Origin of the sequence: Mucilaginibacter sp. 3215 (assembly GCF_050433785.1) — a bacterium.
Taxonomy (GTDB): Bacteria; Bacteroidota; Bacteroidia; order Sphingobacteriales; family Sphingobacteriaceae; genus Mucilaginibacter.
In genome coordinates this window covers 67,659-83,406 of the sequence record NZ_JBNPWO010000025.1, presented here as the reverse complement: position 1 = coordinate 83,406, position 15,748 = coordinate 67,659, and the positions used below count along the sequence as shown (strand labels likewise).

The following is a 15,748-nucleotide window of genomic DNA, read 5'->3' as shown; positions in this document are numbered from 1 at the left end:
CGCCTTCTCCAAATTATTTCTACCTATTTTCCTTAATGTTTCCTTAACATACTATACATCAGGCAAAAAAGTTTATACAAGCCTCGAAAACCAGCATTAGGGATAGCAGCGGATACCGGCCAACGAGCGTAAAGCCTGCAGGCGTATGAGCGAATAGCCCGGTCAGAGGCAACGCCTGCATTCAGCTTGCTGTTTTGAGCACACAATTAATACTTACAAAAATCACGGGGCATCAACATCCGGGCTATAGATAACTTATCCAGTCGCAAACCTCTACTATATACTTAGGAAGACAACCGCCGGAAACTCCCCCAACAATGACTTGCATACCTCCGGCATACTATTTCTCTAACTTTTCATTTACAATGCCTAAAACGATTTATAGAAATCTATATTTGTTAAACAACCAATTCAAAACACAACACATCTTATATAATGGAGGAAAAACCGCTACGGAGCCGGCAATGGTTTGGTAAAAAAGGCAAGGATGGCTTCATATACCGCGCCTGGATGAAAAACCAGGGCATCCCGGCACATCAGTTGCAGGGGAAGCCGGTGATTGGCATCTGCAATACATGGTCGGAGCTTACACCCTGCAATGCCCATTTCCGGGAATTAGCCCAATCTATAAAAAACGGCATTTATGAAGCCGGTGGATATCCCGTTGAATTCCCGGTGATGTCATTAGGCGAAACTTTGGTTAAACCTACTGCCATGCTGTACCGAAACCTGGTAAGTATGGATGTTGAAGAGAGTATCCGTGCAAATCCGCTTGATGGCGTGGTGCTGCTTTGCGGCTGCGATAAAACCACGCCGGCACTGGTAATGGGAGCCTGCAGCGTAAATATTCCAACCATAGTAGTATCGGGCGGGGCCATGTTGACAGGTAAATACCGGGGCCGGGATATCGGCACATCGGATATCTGGCGCTTTTTCGCCGATCATCAAACCGGGCAAATGAACGATGAAGACCTTTATACTGCCGAGGCCTGCATGGCCCGCAGCCAGGGGCATTGCGCGGTAATGGGCACGGCATCAACAATGGCCTGCATGGTCGAATCGCTGGGACTTTCACTGGCAGAGAATGCGGCTATCCCCGCGGCCGACTCTCGTCGTAAAGTATTAGCGCACCTATCGGGCAATCGCATTGTTGATATGGTGCATGAAGATCTGAAACCTTCAGACATCCTGACCCGGGAGGCTTTTGAAAATGCCATCACCGTTAATGCGGCTATTGGCGGCTCTACCAATTTTATTATTCACCTGCTGGCCATAGCAGGCCGCATAGGGGTTGATTTAAGTATGGATGATTTCAATACATCATCCCGCAAAATACCCTTACTGGCCAATCTGCAGCCCTCGGGTAAATATTTTATGGAGGATTTTTATTATGCTGGTGGTTTACCGGCTTTAATGAAAGAGCTTCATGAACAACTTAACAGCGATACTATAACCGTAAGCGGCCACCCTATATTACGTAATTATGAAAACAGCGAATGTTTTAACCGCGAACTGATAGCGCCGGTTGATAATCCTTTTAACCCAACAGCGGGTATAACGGTACTTAAAGGTAACCTTTGCGAAAATGGAGCAGTGATGAAACCGTCGGCGGCAAGCCCGGGCTTAATGCAGCATACCGGTAAGGCCGTTGTATTTGAAAATATAGAGGATTTTAATCATCGCATCAATGACCTGGCATTGGATGTGGATAAAAACAGCGTTCTGGTATTGAAAAATGCAGGCCCAAAAGGCTACCCCGGTATGCCTGAAGTAGGCAATATGCTGATCCCCAAAAAACTGGCCGACCAGGGCATTACCGATATGGTACGCATCTCCGACGGGCGGATGAGCGGTACGGGCTTTGGCACGGTAGTGCTGCACGTCTCGCCCGAGGCGGCAATCGGCGGAACGCTGGCCGTAGTGCAGGATGGCGACATGATTAAACTTGATGTACCCGCCGGTACACTGCACCTTGAGGTTAGTAATGAAGAAATTGCCGAAAGAAAATCAAAGCTGGCATTAAATAACAATATCAGCAAACGGGGATACACTTATTTATATCAAACGCATGTAGAGCAAGCCCATCTTGGGGCTGATCTTGACTTTTTAAGAGGGGGCTCGGGGAGTGAGGTTTTAAGGGATTCGCATTGAGAGAGACAAAATAACAAATAAGCTTTGAGCGAGGGCCGGTCAGTCTGAGCCTGTCGAAGACTCGCGCGCAGAGGCCCGCCCACCATGCTTCGACATGCTACCCATGACAACCAGCAATTAGTTAACCAACCATCAACCTAAAAAATGATAACTGATAAATTTAGCGGACAGGTAGCTATAGTAACCGGTGCCGGGCAAGGGATAGGTTTTGAAATAGCAAAACAGCTAAGTCTTGCCGGTGCGGATGTATTATTGAACGATTTGAGTGAGGAACTGGCTGTTCAGGCATCCGGTACCATTAACGGGCTCGGCGGTAATTGTTACCCGATAGCCGGCGATGCTTCGGACATTGATTTTATACAGCAAATGGTTGATGAAGCGGTACAGCGTTATGGCAAACTTACCATTGCCGTTGCCAATGCTGGGATCACTTTGTTTGGCGATTTTTTGAATTACCCTGCCCAATCCCTGCAAAGTGTAATGAATGTTAATTTGCAGGGCAGTTTCTTTTTAGCGCAAAGGGCAGCCAGGCAAATTGTGAAACAAAAAAGCGGCGGCAGCATCCTGTTCATGTCCTCGGTTACGGGGCATCAGGCCCATCAGGATCTTGCCGCTTACGGTATGACTAAAGCAGCCCTCGAAATGCTGGCCAAAAGCCTGGTAGTTGAACTATCGCAGCATCAAATTACCGTGAATACCGTTGCTCCCGGCGCCACCCTAACCGAACGTACCCTGGAAGATGCCGGTTATCAAAAAACCTGGGCCCGCATTACCCCTATGGGTCGCGCCGCAACTGTTGAAGATGTGGCAAACGCGGTGTTGTTTTTGGTTTCGCCAGATGCAAGGCACATTACCGGTCAAAATTTGGTAGTTGATGGGGGGTGGACGGCGGTTAGTACTTCTCCTTATTAGTGTAGTGAATGGTTGATTAGGTTGATAAGTGAGTGGTTTCCTTTCTTTGGATTAAAACTTGCGAAGTTTTAACGAGCTATAAGGTTATTCAACAGATAATCAAATGTAAACTTTGGTTCGTAACCAAAATACCGTTTAGCCTTTTCGCTCACATAAACCCGGTCGATACTTTTTGGGAACTCCCAGCCTTTTGATAGATAAACAGTTTCAGCCTGAGGATAATGCTTTCTTATTGCTTCGAGAGGGTTCTGTTTTAATTGTATAAGCTCATCCTTTTTAAAAAGAGAACTACTGGTAATGTTAAAGATCTCAAACTCGGAAAAAGTTTGCTCTAATGCTAAGCGAAGGCCTTCGGCCCCATCGCGTTCATCGAGGCCGCGGTACAGGCGGTGATTTAGTTTGAGGTTATCCGTTTCGGGCAGGAAACGGCCAACTCTATACACCGATGCCTGCAAACCTTCGCGGTAAAAAAAATCTTTACAAAGCTGCTCGGCCGTTTGCTTGGTGATGTCGTAAATATCGCGTGGTTTAATGGGCAGTTCTTCATCAACCCAAATAGCCTGGTTAGCATCCACCATCGCATCGCCATAAATAGATGTAGTACTGGTATACAGCATTTTTTGAACACCATTAGCAATACAGGCATTGAGCAAATTGAGCGTGCCGTAAATATTTACATCAATGAAAGCTTCCCGGGGATAGTTGAGCTCATAATGTTTGCCGTGGATGGCCGCAGTATGAATAATTGCATCGGTGTTTTTTGCGATGGCTAAAACAGCAGCTTTATTTAATATATCAATCAGTTCATCGGTAGTTTCGGCCGGGATGATATCAATGCCGGTAACCTGGTGCCCATTTATCCGAAGATGGTTAACTGTAACCGCGCCCAATCTTCCTGATGATCCTGTTATTAAAACGCGCATAAGTTAATGACCGGGCGCAATAGCCAATATCCGGGACCACTCGGGGTGGCGTTTCAGGTACGATGCCACGTAAACACAAAGCGGCACTAGTTTCAGGTTATTCTGTTCGATATAGTTGAATGTTTTTTCAACAATGGCCGATGCCACGCCTTTGCCTTCCAGCTCAACCGGCACTTCGGTATGGATGAGATAAATTTTATCGTCCTTTTTTTTGTAGTCGATAAAAGCACGGTAGCCTTCAACAGTCAATTCAAAATTGTGGATGGCCTCATTATTTACCAGGGGGATTTCTTCGTATTTCATAGCGTATATATTACGGGGTGAACAAATGTATAAAATGTTCACCCCGTTTAACAGAAATTACTTCTTAATTCCCCAAACCGATACCGATCCAGCCTTTACTTTAAACTCGGCCCAGCCATCAGCGGTGATCACTACTTCCTCGCCGTCATGTTTGTTTAAATAGTCCACAAAAACTTTACCGGCATGCCCGGCTCCAATTTCCATTTCCTTAAAACCATCCTCACTATTTGAAATCACTACGGCACAACCTGAATCTTCGTGATCTATATCGCCTTCACGCGTCCAGCCTACACAATTTGGGTGGTCAAAATAATCGCGCTGGGTTCCGTAGGCCATGTTTTTCCTTACATAAAGCATGGTTTCCAGTTCGGTTACTACAGGCAGCTCTATTTCATGATCTTCGCCGTCACCACCTTTGTCGGTATATTTTGAACCATACATATCGGCATAAAAAACACAGGGATAACCGGCCTCACGCAGCAGGATCAACGCATAGGCCAAAGGCTTAAACCATTGCTCTACCGGTTGCTCTAACGATTGCAGCGGTTGAGTATCGTGATTTTCAACAAGTGTAACTGCCAGTTCGGGTTTTACACTTAAGAGCGTATTATCAAAAATGGTAGTAAGATCATAATCTTTTCCGCTCCTTGAGGCATGATGAAAGTTATCATGTAGCAGGGTATCAAAAAGCGACATGCGCCCTTCGGTAGCTTCAATATATGCTAACAGTTTAGGCAAATCAAAAGCCCAGTACTCACCAACGGTAAAAAACTCATGTTTAAACTCGTCGCGCATATAATCAAGCCATTCGTTGTAAAAGCCATGATCCATATGTTTTATGGCATCAAGCCTGAAGCCATTAAATTTTGCGGTTTTAAAATACCATTTGCCCCACTTTTTCAGTTCGTCCCGTACGCTTGGGTTACGGGTGTCAATGTCTGAAAGCATAAGGTAATCAAAATTGCCGTTTTCGTCGTCAAGTACATCTTTCCAGCCCTCGCCATATTGGTTCTGGATACTAAATATGGCAGTTTCCTTTTTATAGGCATCATAATCAATACCCGAAAAGCACTGCCAGTCCCATATAAATTTAGAGTATTTGCCTTTACGGCCCGGGAAAGTGAATTTGGTATATGCGCCTATTTCGTAAACCTCGCTTATAAACTCGTTACGGTTGGCGGGGTCAACCTTGCGGGCATTCACCTTTTCAATTTCATCAGCACCGCCCATATGGTTAAGCACCACATCAACATAAACCTTTAACTGGGCTTTTTGCGCCGCAGCTATCGCATCGAGATATTCTTGTTTGGTGCCGTATTTTGTTGCGATTGTACCTTTCTGATCAAACTCGCCAAGATCATAAATATCGTAAACATCATACCCGGCCGAGAGCCCTCCGCTTGCCGCTTTATAAGCCGGCGGAAGCCATACCGAATCGATCCCTTTTTTCTTCAGGTTTTCTGCATCATTTTTTAACTGATTCCACAATCTGCCTCCGGCGGGGTAATACCATTCAAAAAACTGCAGCATTGTAAAATTTTCCATGCTTTTAATTAAGTAAGCTAATTATAAATGACTACTTAACTAAATATAAACAGAAAGGTTTTATCCCGGCTTAACCTCGATGTTAAATCATTATGAACCTGTTTACCCGGCATGAATCTGGCGGATGTTTTGTATGGCACTATCCTGGCAATGGTTTATTACAGCGCTTTCGTCAATAAGCACGCCGATACGGTCACTGTAATACCCCCGTTTTAACACATTTAGAGTTATTTCCGGATTAGAAATCTTATTTAAGGATCAATACCGGGTGCCTGGCATTTAAAGACAAAGCTTCGGTTATGCTGCTGTGGGTTAAATTATAAAAAAAGCTGTGTTTGCCCGGTAGGGCAATGATCAATTGTACCTGCTGTTCTGTAGCAAAATTGAGTATGCCCCGTACAATATTTTTATCCTCCGAATAATGAAGCTTACATTCATAACAATTAACCAGTTGTTTTACCGATGCTTCAAATTCGGCCTCCCGGCCAATATGTTTTTTCTTTGGATCGACATAAAGAAGCATCAGCTTTGGGTTAAGCCAGCTGTGCGACGTGTTAAGGCCCTTTAAAACGCCGAGCCGGGCTACGGCTTCCAGATCACAGGGTACCAGTGCCTGCTCTATTTTCTGATAATTACAATCGGGCGGAATAACCAATACTTTTACCGGACTGCTTTTTGCTATTTCAATGATCTGTTCGCCAATCATACTTAACTCATGCCCCATATCGCCGCCAACTATCATCAGGTCGGGGTGCTGATCTTCAACTACATTGTGTATAGCCCTAACGATAGGCTCAGTGCTGACTACCGTTTCTATCTCAATATTTTCGTGACATCGATTTTTCAGCTTTTTCATCAGCTCCTTAAGCTGAGCTTCTATTTTTTGCCGCTCATTTTCAATATCATCAGCGCTTATCAGTAAAAAATCGGGCGAAGGAAGGATTTGTTCATATACCGATGTATAATAACTTTTGAGCAGTATAATTTTCTTTACCGGCATATCACAACCCATGTCGGCTGCATATTTTATAGCATTGGTATTGGTGTCGGAAAAATCTACCGGTATTAATATAGTTTTCATAACAAACAATTTAGGTACTTACGAGACCAGTGCGCTTAATGCTAAATTTACGATTTGTTTAACTATTTAATACAACTATTTTATAGCTAAAACGCTAATAAAACCTTCCCCCCTTTATCATAAGCAAAAGCCTGCGCAAACTCATCAACTGTATAAGTTGCCGATGCCGCAAGTTGAAATTCGGTCCTGCCAATGGAATGTACTAAATGACTGATCATCTGAGTTTTTTCTTCGAGCGAAAGCCCTGCCACGTATCCCCTCACACCAAAACCTTTAATGACCAGGTTTTTAAAAACGACTTCGGCGTTGAGGTAGGCAGCCGGCTGTGGATCAAGCAAACCATAAACAATAAGGTGTCCTCCGGGCGATAATGAGGATATTATTTCAGTAGCCAGCTCCCCGCCTACCGCGTCAAGTGCGGCTTTGATGCCCTTGCCTTTGGTAATTTCATCAATAACCTGTTTAAGCTTACCGGGTTCAGGAACTATTACTTCCTCGGCTTTTAAAGCTAATAACTCTTGCTTTTGCGCCTCATCGCGTACTGTGGCTATAACACAAATACCTTTTTCGGCGGCAAGCTGTATCACTATGCGCGATACTGTGGAATGGCCCGCGGTAAGCAGCAGCCAATCGCCGCTTTTAACTTTTGCTTCCTCTATTAAACCATATGCGGTGTACGAATTGAGTAATAATTGCGCGGCTTTTGCTAAGGGGAAGGTATCGGGCAATAATACCACGTCCTGCTCGTCAACTACCACATATTGCGCCCATGCCCCTATTTTGCTAAAAGCTACCAGGCTGCCTTTGGGGATAATGCTGTCATGCCCGGCTTCTTCAACATAACCAGCGCCTTCCAGTCCCGCTATTTGGGGCAGCACTGGCTGATAGCGGTATTTTCCTGCAATAAAAAGCAGGTCGGCCGGGTGTACAGGGCAGGCCTTCACCCTGATGAGCAACTGGCCGGAAGCCGGTTTGGGGTAGGCTAAATGTTTCAGTTGTATCACATCAGCGGCATTGCCTGCCTGCTCAAAAACCAATGCTTTCATAGTTGAAATACAAATTTCGGCTATGAAAGTTTTGAATGAGGTTAACATCTGCCGCAAGGAGTATAGGTAAAACAAGCATGTTGACAGGCCTGGTTTGCAAAATTGAGCTAAAAAGCTTCACTAAAATTTATACCCCAAGGCAATGCCAAGGTTCCGGGTCCTGGTTTTCTTGTACGGGTAATTACCAACCTCGATATTGGCAAGCCCTAAATTATAAATTGCATTAATCATTAAACCGTTATCAAACTCAAAGCCGGCGACTATGTTGGCTCCATAGTCGAAAGATTTAAAATTGCTCCTGTCATCACTGCCAAATTTAGCTTTGAAGCTACGGTCGGCGGGAGATGATTGCCCCGGTGATTCGTTGCTTACCGGTGTAAACCTGCCTGACAAAGCCCAACCAATATATGGCCCGGCGCCCAGATAAAATTTGCCGCCATGAACCGGGATGTTATAAACCAGGTTAACCGGCACCTGGATATAATATAAACGCCATTTGCCATACATCCGGTAAACAATATCTCCGCTTAAAACTTCTTCCGTAGTTTTACTGCTTAATGAATTGAAAATAATAGCTGGCTGCAGCGAAAACCTGTTGATATTAAAGCTGGCAAAGGCTCCGGCGAAATAGCCAGACGCGCTTTTTTCGGCATCGCGGATCTGCACATCCGTGCCGGGCGTCCGGGATAACCAGGTGCTGCTTACACCTGCCCTGATGCCAACTTGAATAGCGTTTGTTTGTGCGGACAATTTAAAACATGCCAATAATAGCAGGGACGACAAGGTCAAATGTAATTTCATGTTTGTGTAAAGTATGGTTTAGAAGGGATACGAAAAAATGCACCGGGATGCGACATTCAACAATAAATTTTAGCGATAAAAAAAGCTAACCCTTAATGAGGTAAGCCTTTTATAATTGTATGCTATTATTTTTAAAACTTAATGCTCATGCTTAATGTACCACGTGTTGGATTTTGAGGTGCCAAACGGAACGACCAATATTTTTCGTTAGTCAGGTTGTCCAGCTTAAAGCCTATGCGGTATTTAGGCTGATCATAAAATACAGTAGCATCAACCGTGGTATATGACGGTATGGTGAATTTAAACGCGGCGGTATTGGTTTGGAATGAATCACTTCCGTAGTTGCCACCCACTCCAAAACCCAAACCCTGAATTTTACCGTGGGTAATGCGATAGCTCATCCATAAGTTGGCCAACGTTGCCGGGCCGGAGTTGGCCGGACGCAAGCCCAGAATACTGGCAGCACCAGGGGCTGCATTAGTAATTTTACTGTCGTTATAAGCAAAACCAGCGACGATATTGAAGCCACTCAAAGGATTGGCGATCACTTCGGCCTCAATGCCCCTGCTTAACTGGGTGCCTGCCTGGGTAATAAATCCAGTATGTGCCGGATCATCCATTATGGTATTAGTCACAGAAATATTATAGTAACTAACTGTCGAGCTGATTTTATGATCCCAGATGTCGGCCTTTATACCACCTTCCCATTGGTTGGCATATTGGGGTTTAAAAGTTGAGTTATCAAAGCTTGTGGCTGTAGGAGTAGCATTATTAAAACCATTCATATAATTACCAAATAACGATACCTGGTCTTTAACTACCTGGTAAACCAAACCAAATTTGGGCGACCATGCCGTTTGACTGAAATTGCCGGTGGTTTTGCCATCGGCGGGTGTGTAAGCGCCTTTGTTAACAAACCTGTCGATACGGATGCTGGCCATGGCATTCAGGCGTTCGGTAATATTAAACACATCCGATACATAGGCCGCATATGAACTTTGATTGTTTTGAACATAATCGCCGGGCTTGGGAGCGGCGGCGGCTACAAGTGCCGAAACTTTGTCTGCCGTAAAACTATTATAAGCTGCTCCCGGGTCAAGATAACTTATTGCCGGTGTGCTTACGGTAACGTTGGTATTATTGCTTTTTTGATTGTAATACTCCAAACCTGCAACAATGCGGTTACGGAACTGACCGATTTTAAAATCGCCTATAAAATTTTGCTGTACGTTGGTGATATAATAAGGATAATCTTCCTGGGTAACCTGCCGTTTTATCTGCTTGCTACTATCGACAAGGGTAAATGCGGTCACCATGCCCTTTGTAGTCGAAAAAGTTTTATTGAACATGGTTTGCGATTTCCAGTGATCCGAAATTTTGTAATTGATCAATGAATAAAGATCAATTTGCCTGCTCAGGTAATCAACGCTATTGTTACCGAAAGAACGTTTATAGTCGATGCCGAGATCCTTAACATTATAGGTCTTTCCTTTGATATCCGGGGCAAGCCTGTAGGCCGAAGTGGCGTTCGAGTTACCTATTTCGGCGTCAACATCAACCGATAAACGATCATTAACGATGTAGGTTATGCTGGGGGCGACAAAAAAACCGCGGTTAAAGCCCGCGTCCTGGAAACTGTGCTCATTGTGCAGCGCAGCGTTAACGCGAAACAATACGGTTTTGTCCTTATTTAAAGGCATGTTAACATCAGCTGTAAGGCGGTTGAGATCGAAGCTGCCTGTTTGATAAGCGATTTCGGTACGCGGCGTTTCATTAGGTTGTTTGGTAACGCGGTTAAATAAACCACCGAATGAAGCCAGGCTGCTATTGAACAGCGTACCCGTAGGGCCTTTTATAGCTTCTATCTTTTCAATATCGGCAGGATCGATACTATTAAAATTATACCCCGCCACGCTGTTACGGATAAAGTTGCCGGTAACAAAACCTCTTGATAACAAGGTAGTACGCCCGTTATTATATACTAATGGCACACCCGTACCCGGGATATTTTTAAAACCATCTGCATAACTGGTTACAATCTGCTCTTTCATCAGTTCGCTGGTAACCACACTGTATACCTGCGGGTTTTCAAGGTTTTTCAGTGGCAGGCGGGCAACATCTTCAGTTTCTTTCTTCAGGAATTTGTTGTGCCTGGCGCTTTTAACATAAACCTCCTGCAGGTCTTTTGCCCCTTCGGTTAAAACAAAGTTTACAGTGGCAGTTTCGCCTGCAATTACAGTAACCTCTTTGGTTTGAGATGCCAGGCCAATAAAGCTTGCAACAACAGTGTATGTACCTGCGGGAACATTTTTTATAGTAAAATGGCCGCTTTGTCCGGCAGTAGTACCAAACTTAGTATTGGTTAAAACAATGTTGACATACTCAGCAGCCTTACCATCAGCGGTTTTCACGGTACCTTTTATAGTTCCTGTGCCAGTTTGTGCAGTTGCATTACGATTTACAAACAGTATCGCCAGTATAATACTAAAAGCTATTTTGAATACTACTTTGAGATTTGAAGAGATATTTGTTACGGCCGGCTTACCGGAAGCAAGAATAGAAGTAAGTGTAAAATGCATATTTACTAAATAAAATAAAGGATCAGCATTATTGATCCGGAGCTAAAGTGTACCAGATACCCGGAACCGGCGCAAATTTATATTTATTTAGATTAATTACAAATAAGGTTTTATAATAGATTTTATCATGCTCATTATGAGCCATGACCGCCAGTACAAAAGTTACTAAGATGTTTACATCGCTTAGCTCATCAATCATGGCGGGGCGGGACGTGTATAATTAATTCTGAAGCCATTTGCAAGCGCAGCAATTTGCCCCCTTCCCGCGGGTATGCGTATCGCCAGTTATATTGTCCACGTAAAGCAAACTATAATGTTTTAAAACAGTGAGTTTTATCTGGGGCTTGAAAGTAATGAGTAATTGAGGTACTGAAATGGTGTTATTAACCAGGTCTGGCAATTTAAAATCTATCCCTTAAAAACTACTCCTCCCTCCCCGGAAAACTTTCACTGCCCCGCATATAGCTGCCCAAACGTTTAAGCAGGTAGGTTGCTTTTATCAGCAGTGTTTTATCGGTAACAAATTCGCTGATATCGTCTGCTTTGTTCATTAACTCCTGTTTGTACACGTCCTTAAAATCGAAATAATTGAGTGCAAATTTCCATTTGCCGGTTAAAAACGAAAAAACTTCGCTGTCGTTTTCAAGCAATTGCGAATAGTTAATTACCAGGTAATCATCGGGCTGCAGCTTTTTAAGCATGTTCAATATTGCTTCATTGTAATTAATCCATACTTTTAAATAGCTTTCGGCATGGTCGTGGTAAAATGCTTTCAACCTGCGTGGCCGTCTGAAATGAGTCCACACCTGGCGCTGAATATAATTACGGGCCATATACTTTTGATCAACGGATACAAAATCGCGCCTGAGTAATGAACTAACCACCGATTGGTAATTACGCAAAACTACCAGGTACCTGGCGCCTGGCAACAGCTTGGCATAAGTATCCAAAAAAAGGCAGGTGCGCGGGTCTTTCCAGGCCCATTGCTCATAAAGCTGCTGTTTAATGCCAATTACCGCCCTCATCTTTTCAAGTTGGTAAAGCGGCACCTCAATATTCCGGGTATCTGTTAACCCCGATACTTCCAAACTGTTACGATCAAGGATCTCTTCATGGAGCTTCAAAAACTCCAGATCTTCAAAGTGGCCATCAACATTGCCAGTACCGCTGCCGCATAAGCGTTCGCCGATTTGCAGGCCGCAGCGGTTTAACCAGTTGGTTATAAGCGATGTGCCCGAACGGTGCATCCCCGCAATAATTAACGTTTGCCGGGGTATGAATTTAACTGTTGTATTGATCATAGCTTGGTTAATAGCGGCCGGCTGGCTGTAATTGCTTAATTTGCACCTGCTGATAGTTATCAAGAATAAAACCTGCCAACATTTCGGTTGCCTCAGTCCGCCTGGTAATATGGGTGTTGATATACAAATCAGGCGATGACGGGATCTGGAAAGGATCATTAACACCGCTTAGGTTAGTTACTTTATCGGGATGTCCTTCGGGCAGTAACGCACGTTTGTATAAACCCTTGGTGTCCCTTTGAATTAATGTTTTCACCGGGCAATCAATATATATCAGCTTCACATCAGGATAAGTAGCTATCAGTTCACGGCGGATCACATCGTACGGGTTTATAGCGCTGATAATAGTCACCACGCCATGCCCGGATAATTTACCGGCGATAAACCCCAGCCTGCGGATGTTTTCAAAGCGATCTTCCTTAGTGTAACCCAGGTTAGGGAACAGCTTTTGACGGTATACATCAGCATCAATAATTTCAATAGGGATATCATTATCAGATAACCTCATTTTAACATTTTGAGCAAGGGTGGTTTTACCTGATCCGGATAACCCGCAAAGCAGAATAATCATAAGGTGGTGTGTTAAGCATTAATAATAATTGTTGTGTAAACCGTTATTGAAAGCTTAACGCAAATATTTCGGACAAAATTGCTGTTAACACTTACTGTGTCGATACATGGCAACATTGTATCGATGAACAGCAAAATGATGTAGACGGAGAGAAAACTTCAGCAATTAATTATGGTTACTGCTTCTGCATGCACCAGGTTGTCATACAGCGCAGGTTTTGCACATTGGTGGTTTTTATAGGCTCATAAAGCTGCGCGCCCAGTTCACGGGTATATTCAAGCAGGATCTCTTCGTTTACCAAAAAACGTTCTGAACCATCGGGCAGCAGGTAGCGGTAATTACCCAGGGGCCGTACTAAAGTTTCTATACCGATATCAGATGCCAGCCTTGCAAAAAAATAACCGCCGGGTTTTAGTACCCTCCACAATGAACGCAACATGCTGTCAAAATGTTCGGCATCATTGGCAAAGTGTAAAACGGCACTGCAAATTACCAGGTCAAACTGCTCGTCTTCGAAAGGCAGATTTTCGACAGCGGCCAGTTTAAAGTTATCAGGCGACTGATCGGGACACAGCTCGGCCGATAAGCGTTTAGAAAGTTCAACAGCATGTTCGCTTTGATCAATACCATAAACGCTGAAACCGTTTTGCAAAAAATAAGGTATGTTTCGCCCGTTGCCGCAGCCTGCGTCAAGTATAGTACGGCAATCATCAAAACGCCCTTTCAATAACTGATCGAACAAATAGATATCGATATTGCCGTATAATTTCCGGAGGTTACTGCTGTTCATGGCCAATACTGTTTTGCACCCGAAATTACTGTTTTATTGGATGCCATGGAGAAAACTTATTAACTTTAAGTATGGCTACCGATATGCAAATATTTCTGCAGTTTATGAAAAGCACATTGCTTCCGCTCCCGGGCGTTACCACCAAAATGCACTTTGAGCATCCTGCGTTTTATGTTAATGATAAGATCTTCGCCAACATACATGAAAAGCATGAGCAACTGGCCATTTATACCACCGAGCGCGAAAAATGGATAACGCTTGATCCGCATACCTTTTTCATCACGCCGCATTATCAAAATTACAAATACATGCTGGTGCGCCTCGAAACCGTATCACCCGGCGACCTGAAGCAACTGTTAATAACAGCGTACCTTGCAAGGGCTACCAAAAAACTGATCAGGGAATATGAAAAGACGGTAGCAAATGGGTAGCTGGATATCAACAAACAGGCTTATCCTCCTTAGGGCCTTACTCCGTTCAAAGCGTCGCGGTTAAGATAAACGTAAATCAAAACCCCTACTACTAAAACCGCCAGCACTACAAGTCCGATCTTCCCTTTTTTCTTGTCCTGGCGCATAAGCCAAACCATCGCAGCTATTAGCGGAATAACAAAAACAATGTAAAAAATATATCCTGATGCGTTCATATCGTTATTCTGGGATCATAGTTCATGGATCATAGCAAATAGCTATTAACTATGATCCATGAACTATGATCTATTATCTAAAAAGCCATCCTCGCCATCGGGGCAACCTCCTGCCCTATAAACTCGCCTTTAAGGTATTTGTGATACCCGGCTATGGCAATCATGGCGGCGTTATCCGTACAGTATTCCATTTTAGGGATAAAGCTGTTCCACCCGTTTTTTTCGGCCATTGCCTGCAGGCCTAACCTCAAGCCTGTATTGGCCGATACGCCACCCGCCAAAGCTATATCTTTTATGCCATATGCCTGCGCTGCTTTTTGCAGTTTGTTAAGCAAGATAGTAGCGATCCGTTTTTCTACAGATGCACAGATATCGGCCATGTTCTGGTTAACAAAATCAGTGTTTTGAGCTACGTTATCACGGATAAAATACAGGATGGAGGTTTTCAGCCCGCTAAAGCTAAAATCATACCCCGGGATCTGCGGCTCCGGGAACTTATAAGCATCAGGGTTTCCCTGGCGTGCATATTTATCAATGAGCGGTCCGCCGGGATATGGCAAGCCTAAAATTTTACTGGTTTTATCCATAGCTTCGCCGGCGGCATCGTCAAGGGTTTGCCCTATGATCTCCATATCAAAATAATCCTTCACCAGCACAATTTGCGTATGGCCGCCAGATACGGTAAGGCAAAGGAAAGGGAACGAGGGATTTTTATCGCCGATAAAGTGGGCCAGGATATGGGCCTGCATGTGGTTAATATCAATAAGCGGGATGCCTTTTGCCAGTGCGAAAGCTTTGGCAAATGATACGCCCACTAAAAGAGAGCCTAAAAGTCCGGGACCGCGTGTAAAAGCTACCGCATCAATATCATTTTTGCTTACTTTTGCGTTTATTAATGCCTGCTGAACAGCCGGAACAATATTTTGCTGATGAACCCTTGAGGCTAACTCCGGGACCACGCCTCCATAGGCCTCGTGTATGGTTTGATTGGCAATAACATTGCTCATGATCACGCCATCAACACAAACCGAAGCTGAGGTTTCATCACATGATGATTCGATTCCTAAAATTACGGGCATTTTTAAGTCAAAAGTTTAAA

At 44.1% G+C, this 15,748-nt stretch carries 16 protein-coding genes; 3 read left to right on the top strand and 13 right to left on the bottom strand.

The genetic code is table 11. The features are described from left to right. Positions 1-435: 435 nt before the first annotated feature. Complete coding sequence (locus tag ABIC84_RS25530; protein WP_429265409.1) at positions 436-2,151, top strand: IlvD/Edd family dehydratase; 1,716 nt, start codon at positions 436-438, stop codon at positions 2,149-2,151. 144 nt (positions 2,152-2,295) lie between these two features. Then, positions 2,296-3,063: an SDR family NAD(P)-dependent oxidoreductase gene (locus ABIC84_RS25525; RefSeq protein WP_429265408.1), complete on the top strand. Its 768-nt coding sequence runs from the start codon at positions 2,296-2,298 to the stop codon at positions 3,061-3,063. Positions 3,064-3,131: 68 nt separating this feature from the next. Here ABIC84_RS25525 and ABIC84_RS25520 read toward each other — a convergent pair whose 3' ends face one another. From ABIC84_RS25520 to ABIC84_RS25470, 11 genes are all read right to left on the bottom strand, one after another. Beyond that, entirely contained in the window at positions 3,132-3,986 is an 855-nt protein-coding gene (locus ABIC84_RS25520) for an NAD-dependent epimerase/dehydratase family protein (protein ID WP_429265407.1), read from the bottom strand. A 3-nt stretch (positions 3,987-3,989) separates the two neighbouring features. Next, positions 3,990-4,289: a GNAT family N-acetyltransferase gene (locus tag ABIC84_RS25515; protein ID WP_090534590.1), complete on the bottom strand. Its 300-nt coding sequence runs from the start codon at positions 4,287-4,289 to the stop codon at positions 3,990-3,992. Between the two features lie 57 nt (positions 4,290-4,346). After that, a complete protein-coding gene (locus ABIC84_RS25510; protein WP_429265406.1) occupies positions 4,347-5,834 on the bottom strand; it encodes an alpha-amylase in 1,488 nt (495 codons plus the stop codon). A gap of 247 nt (positions 5,835-6,081) precedes the next feature. Continuing rightward, entirely contained in the window at positions 6,082-6,915 is an 834-nt protein-coding gene (locus tag ABIC84_RS25505) for a universal stress protein (RefSeq protein WP_429265405.1), read from the bottom strand. An 86-nt stretch (positions 6,916-7,001) separates the two neighbouring features. After that, the gene (locus ABIC84_RS25500; protein ID WP_426582586.1) at positions 7,002-7,961 is read right to left on the bottom strand and encodes a zinc-dependent alcohol dehydrogenase family protein; all 960 of its coding nucleotides are present in this window, start codon (positions 7,959-7,961) and stop codon (positions 7,002-7,004) included. A 120-nt stretch (positions 7,962-8,081) separates the two neighbouring features. Next, on the bottom strand, positions 8,082-8,762 hold the full coding sequence (locus ABIC84_RS25495) for a porin family protein (RefSeq protein WP_429265404.1): 681 nt from the start codon (positions 8,760-8,762) through the stop codon (positions 8,082-8,084). A gap of 131 nt (positions 8,763-8,893) precedes the next feature. After that, a complete protein-coding gene (locus ABIC84_RS25490) occupies positions 8,894-11,341 on the bottom strand; it encodes a TonB-dependent receptor domain-containing protein (protein WP_429265403.1) in 2,448 nt (815 codons plus the stop codon). A 28-nt stretch (positions 11,342-11,369) separates the two neighbouring features. Further along, the gene (locus ABIC84_RS25485) at positions 11,370-11,540 is read right to left on the bottom strand and encodes a hypothetical protein (protein ID WP_429265402.1); all 171 of its coding nucleotides are present in this window, start codon (positions 11,538-11,540) and stop codon (positions 11,370-11,372) included. A 223-nt stretch (positions 11,541-11,763) separates the two neighbouring features. Then, positions 11,764-12,642 carry a sulfotransferase gene (locus ABIC84_RS25480; RefSeq protein ID WP_429265401.1) on the bottom strand — a complete coding sequence of 293 codons (879 nt, stop codon included), beginning with the start codon at positions 12,640-12,642 and terminating at the stop codon, positions 11,764-11,766. Positions 12,643-12,649: 7 nt separating this feature from the next. After that, positions 12,650-13,213, bottom strand: a complete 564-nt coding sequence (locus ABIC84_RS25475) for an adenylyl-sulfate kinase (RefSeq protein WP_426582592.1) — start codon at positions 13,211-13,213, stop codon at positions 12,650-12,652. A gap of 175 nt (positions 13,214-13,388) precedes the next feature. Further along, complete coding sequence (locus tag ABIC84_RS25470) at positions 13,389-14,003, bottom strand: class I SAM-dependent methyltransferase (RefSeq protein ID WP_426582594.1); 615 nt, start codon at positions 14,001-14,003, stop codon at positions 13,389-13,391. A gap of 104 nt (positions 14,004-14,107) precedes the next feature. Between ABIC84_RS25470 and ABIC84_RS25465 the strand changes: the two genes are divergently transcribed. Next, entirely contained in the window at positions 14,108-14,434 is a 327-nt protein-coding gene (locus tag ABIC84_RS25465; RefSeq protein WP_426582596.1) for an MmcQ/YjbR family DNA-binding protein, read from the top strand. Positions 14,435-14,463: 29 nt separating this feature from the next. Here the strand turns inward: ABIC84_RS25465 and ABIC84_RS25460 are convergent, their stop codons facing one another. Next, positions 14,464-14,649, bottom strand: a complete 186-nt coding sequence (locus tag ABIC84_RS25460) for a hypothetical protein (protein ID WP_091176516.1) — start codon at positions 14,647-14,649, stop codon at positions 14,464-14,466. A 77-nt stretch (positions 14,650-14,726) separates the two neighbouring features. Then, a complete protein-coding gene (gene tsaD / locus ABIC84_RS25455; protein ID WP_426582599.1) occupies positions 14,727-15,728 on the bottom strand; it encodes a tRNA (adenosine(37)-N6)-threonylcarbamoyltransferase complex transferase subunit TsaD in 1,002 nt (333 codons plus the stop codon). Positions 15,729-15,748 lie beyond the last annotated feature (20 nt).

What these genes read in the sequence shown, in the direction of transcription:
- ABIC84_RS25470 (WP_426582594.1), bottom strand. Translation starts at nt 14,003, where the DNA reads ATGAACAGCAGTAACCTCCGGAAATTATACGGCAATATCGATATCTAT.
- ABIC84_RS25525 (WP_429265408.1), top strand. Translation starts at nt 2,296, where the DNA reads ATGATAACTGATAAATTTAGCGGACAGGTAGCTATAGTAACCGGTGCC.
- ABIC84_RS25520 (WP_429265407.1), bottom strand. Translation starts at nt 3,986, where the DNA reads ATGCGCGTTTTAATAACAGGATCATCAGGAAGATTGGGCGCGGTTACA.
- ABIC84_RS25500 (WP_426582586.1), bottom strand. Translation starts at nt 7,961, where the DNA reads ATGAAAGCATTGGTTTTTGAGCAGGCAGGCAATGCCGCTGATGTGATA.
- tsaD (WP_426582599.1), bottom strand. Translation starts at nt 15,728, where the DNA reads ATGCCCGTAATTTTAGGAATCGAATCATCATGTGATGAAACCTCAGCT.
- ABIC84_RS25510 (WP_429265406.1), bottom strand. Translation starts at nt 5,834, where the DNA reads ATGGAAAATTTTACAATGCTGCAGTTTTTTGAATGGTATTACCCCGCC.
- ABIC84_RS25485 (WP_429265402.1), bottom strand. Translation starts at nt 11,540, where the DNA reads ATGATTGATGAGCTAAGCGATGTAAACATCTTAGTAACTTTTGTACTG.
- ABIC84_RS25495 (WP_429265404.1), bottom strand. Translation starts at nt 8,762, where the DNA reads ATGAAATTACATTTGACCTTGTCGTCCCTGCTATTATTGGCATGTTTT.
- ABIC84_RS25515 (WP_090534590.1), bottom strand. Translation starts at nt 4,289, where the DNA reads ATGAAATACGAAGAAATCCCCCTGGTAAATAATGAGGCCATCCACAAT.
- ABIC84_RS25475 (WP_426582592.1), bottom strand. Translation starts at nt 13,213, where the DNA reads ATGATTATTCTGCTTTGCGGGTTATCCGGATCAGGTAAAACCACCCTT.
- ABIC84_RS25480 (WP_429265401.1), bottom strand. Translation starts at nt 12,642, where the DNA reads ATGATCAATACAACAGTTAAATTCATACCCCGGCAAACGTTAATTATT.
- ABIC84_RS25465 (WP_426582596.1), top strand. Translation starts at nt 14,108, where the DNA reads ATGAAAAGCACATTGCTTCCGCTCCCGGGCGTTACCACCAAAATGCAC.
- ABIC84_RS25490 (WP_429265403.1), bottom strand. Translation starts at nt 11,341, where the DNA reads ATGCATTTTACACTTACTTCTATTCTTGCTTCCGGTAAGCCGGCCGTA.
- ABIC84_RS25460 (WP_091176516.1), bottom strand. Translation starts at nt 14,649, where the DNA reads ATGAACGCATCAGGATATATTTTTTACATTGTTTTTGTTATTCCGCTA.
- ABIC84_RS25505 (WP_429265405.1), bottom strand. Translation starts at nt 6,915, where the DNA reads ATGAAAACTATATTAATACCGGTAGATTTTTCCGACACCAATACCAAT.
- ABIC84_RS25530 (WP_429265409.1), top strand. Translation starts at nt 436, where the DNA reads ATGGAGGAAAAACCGCTACGGAGCCGGCAATGGTTTGGTAAAAAAGGC.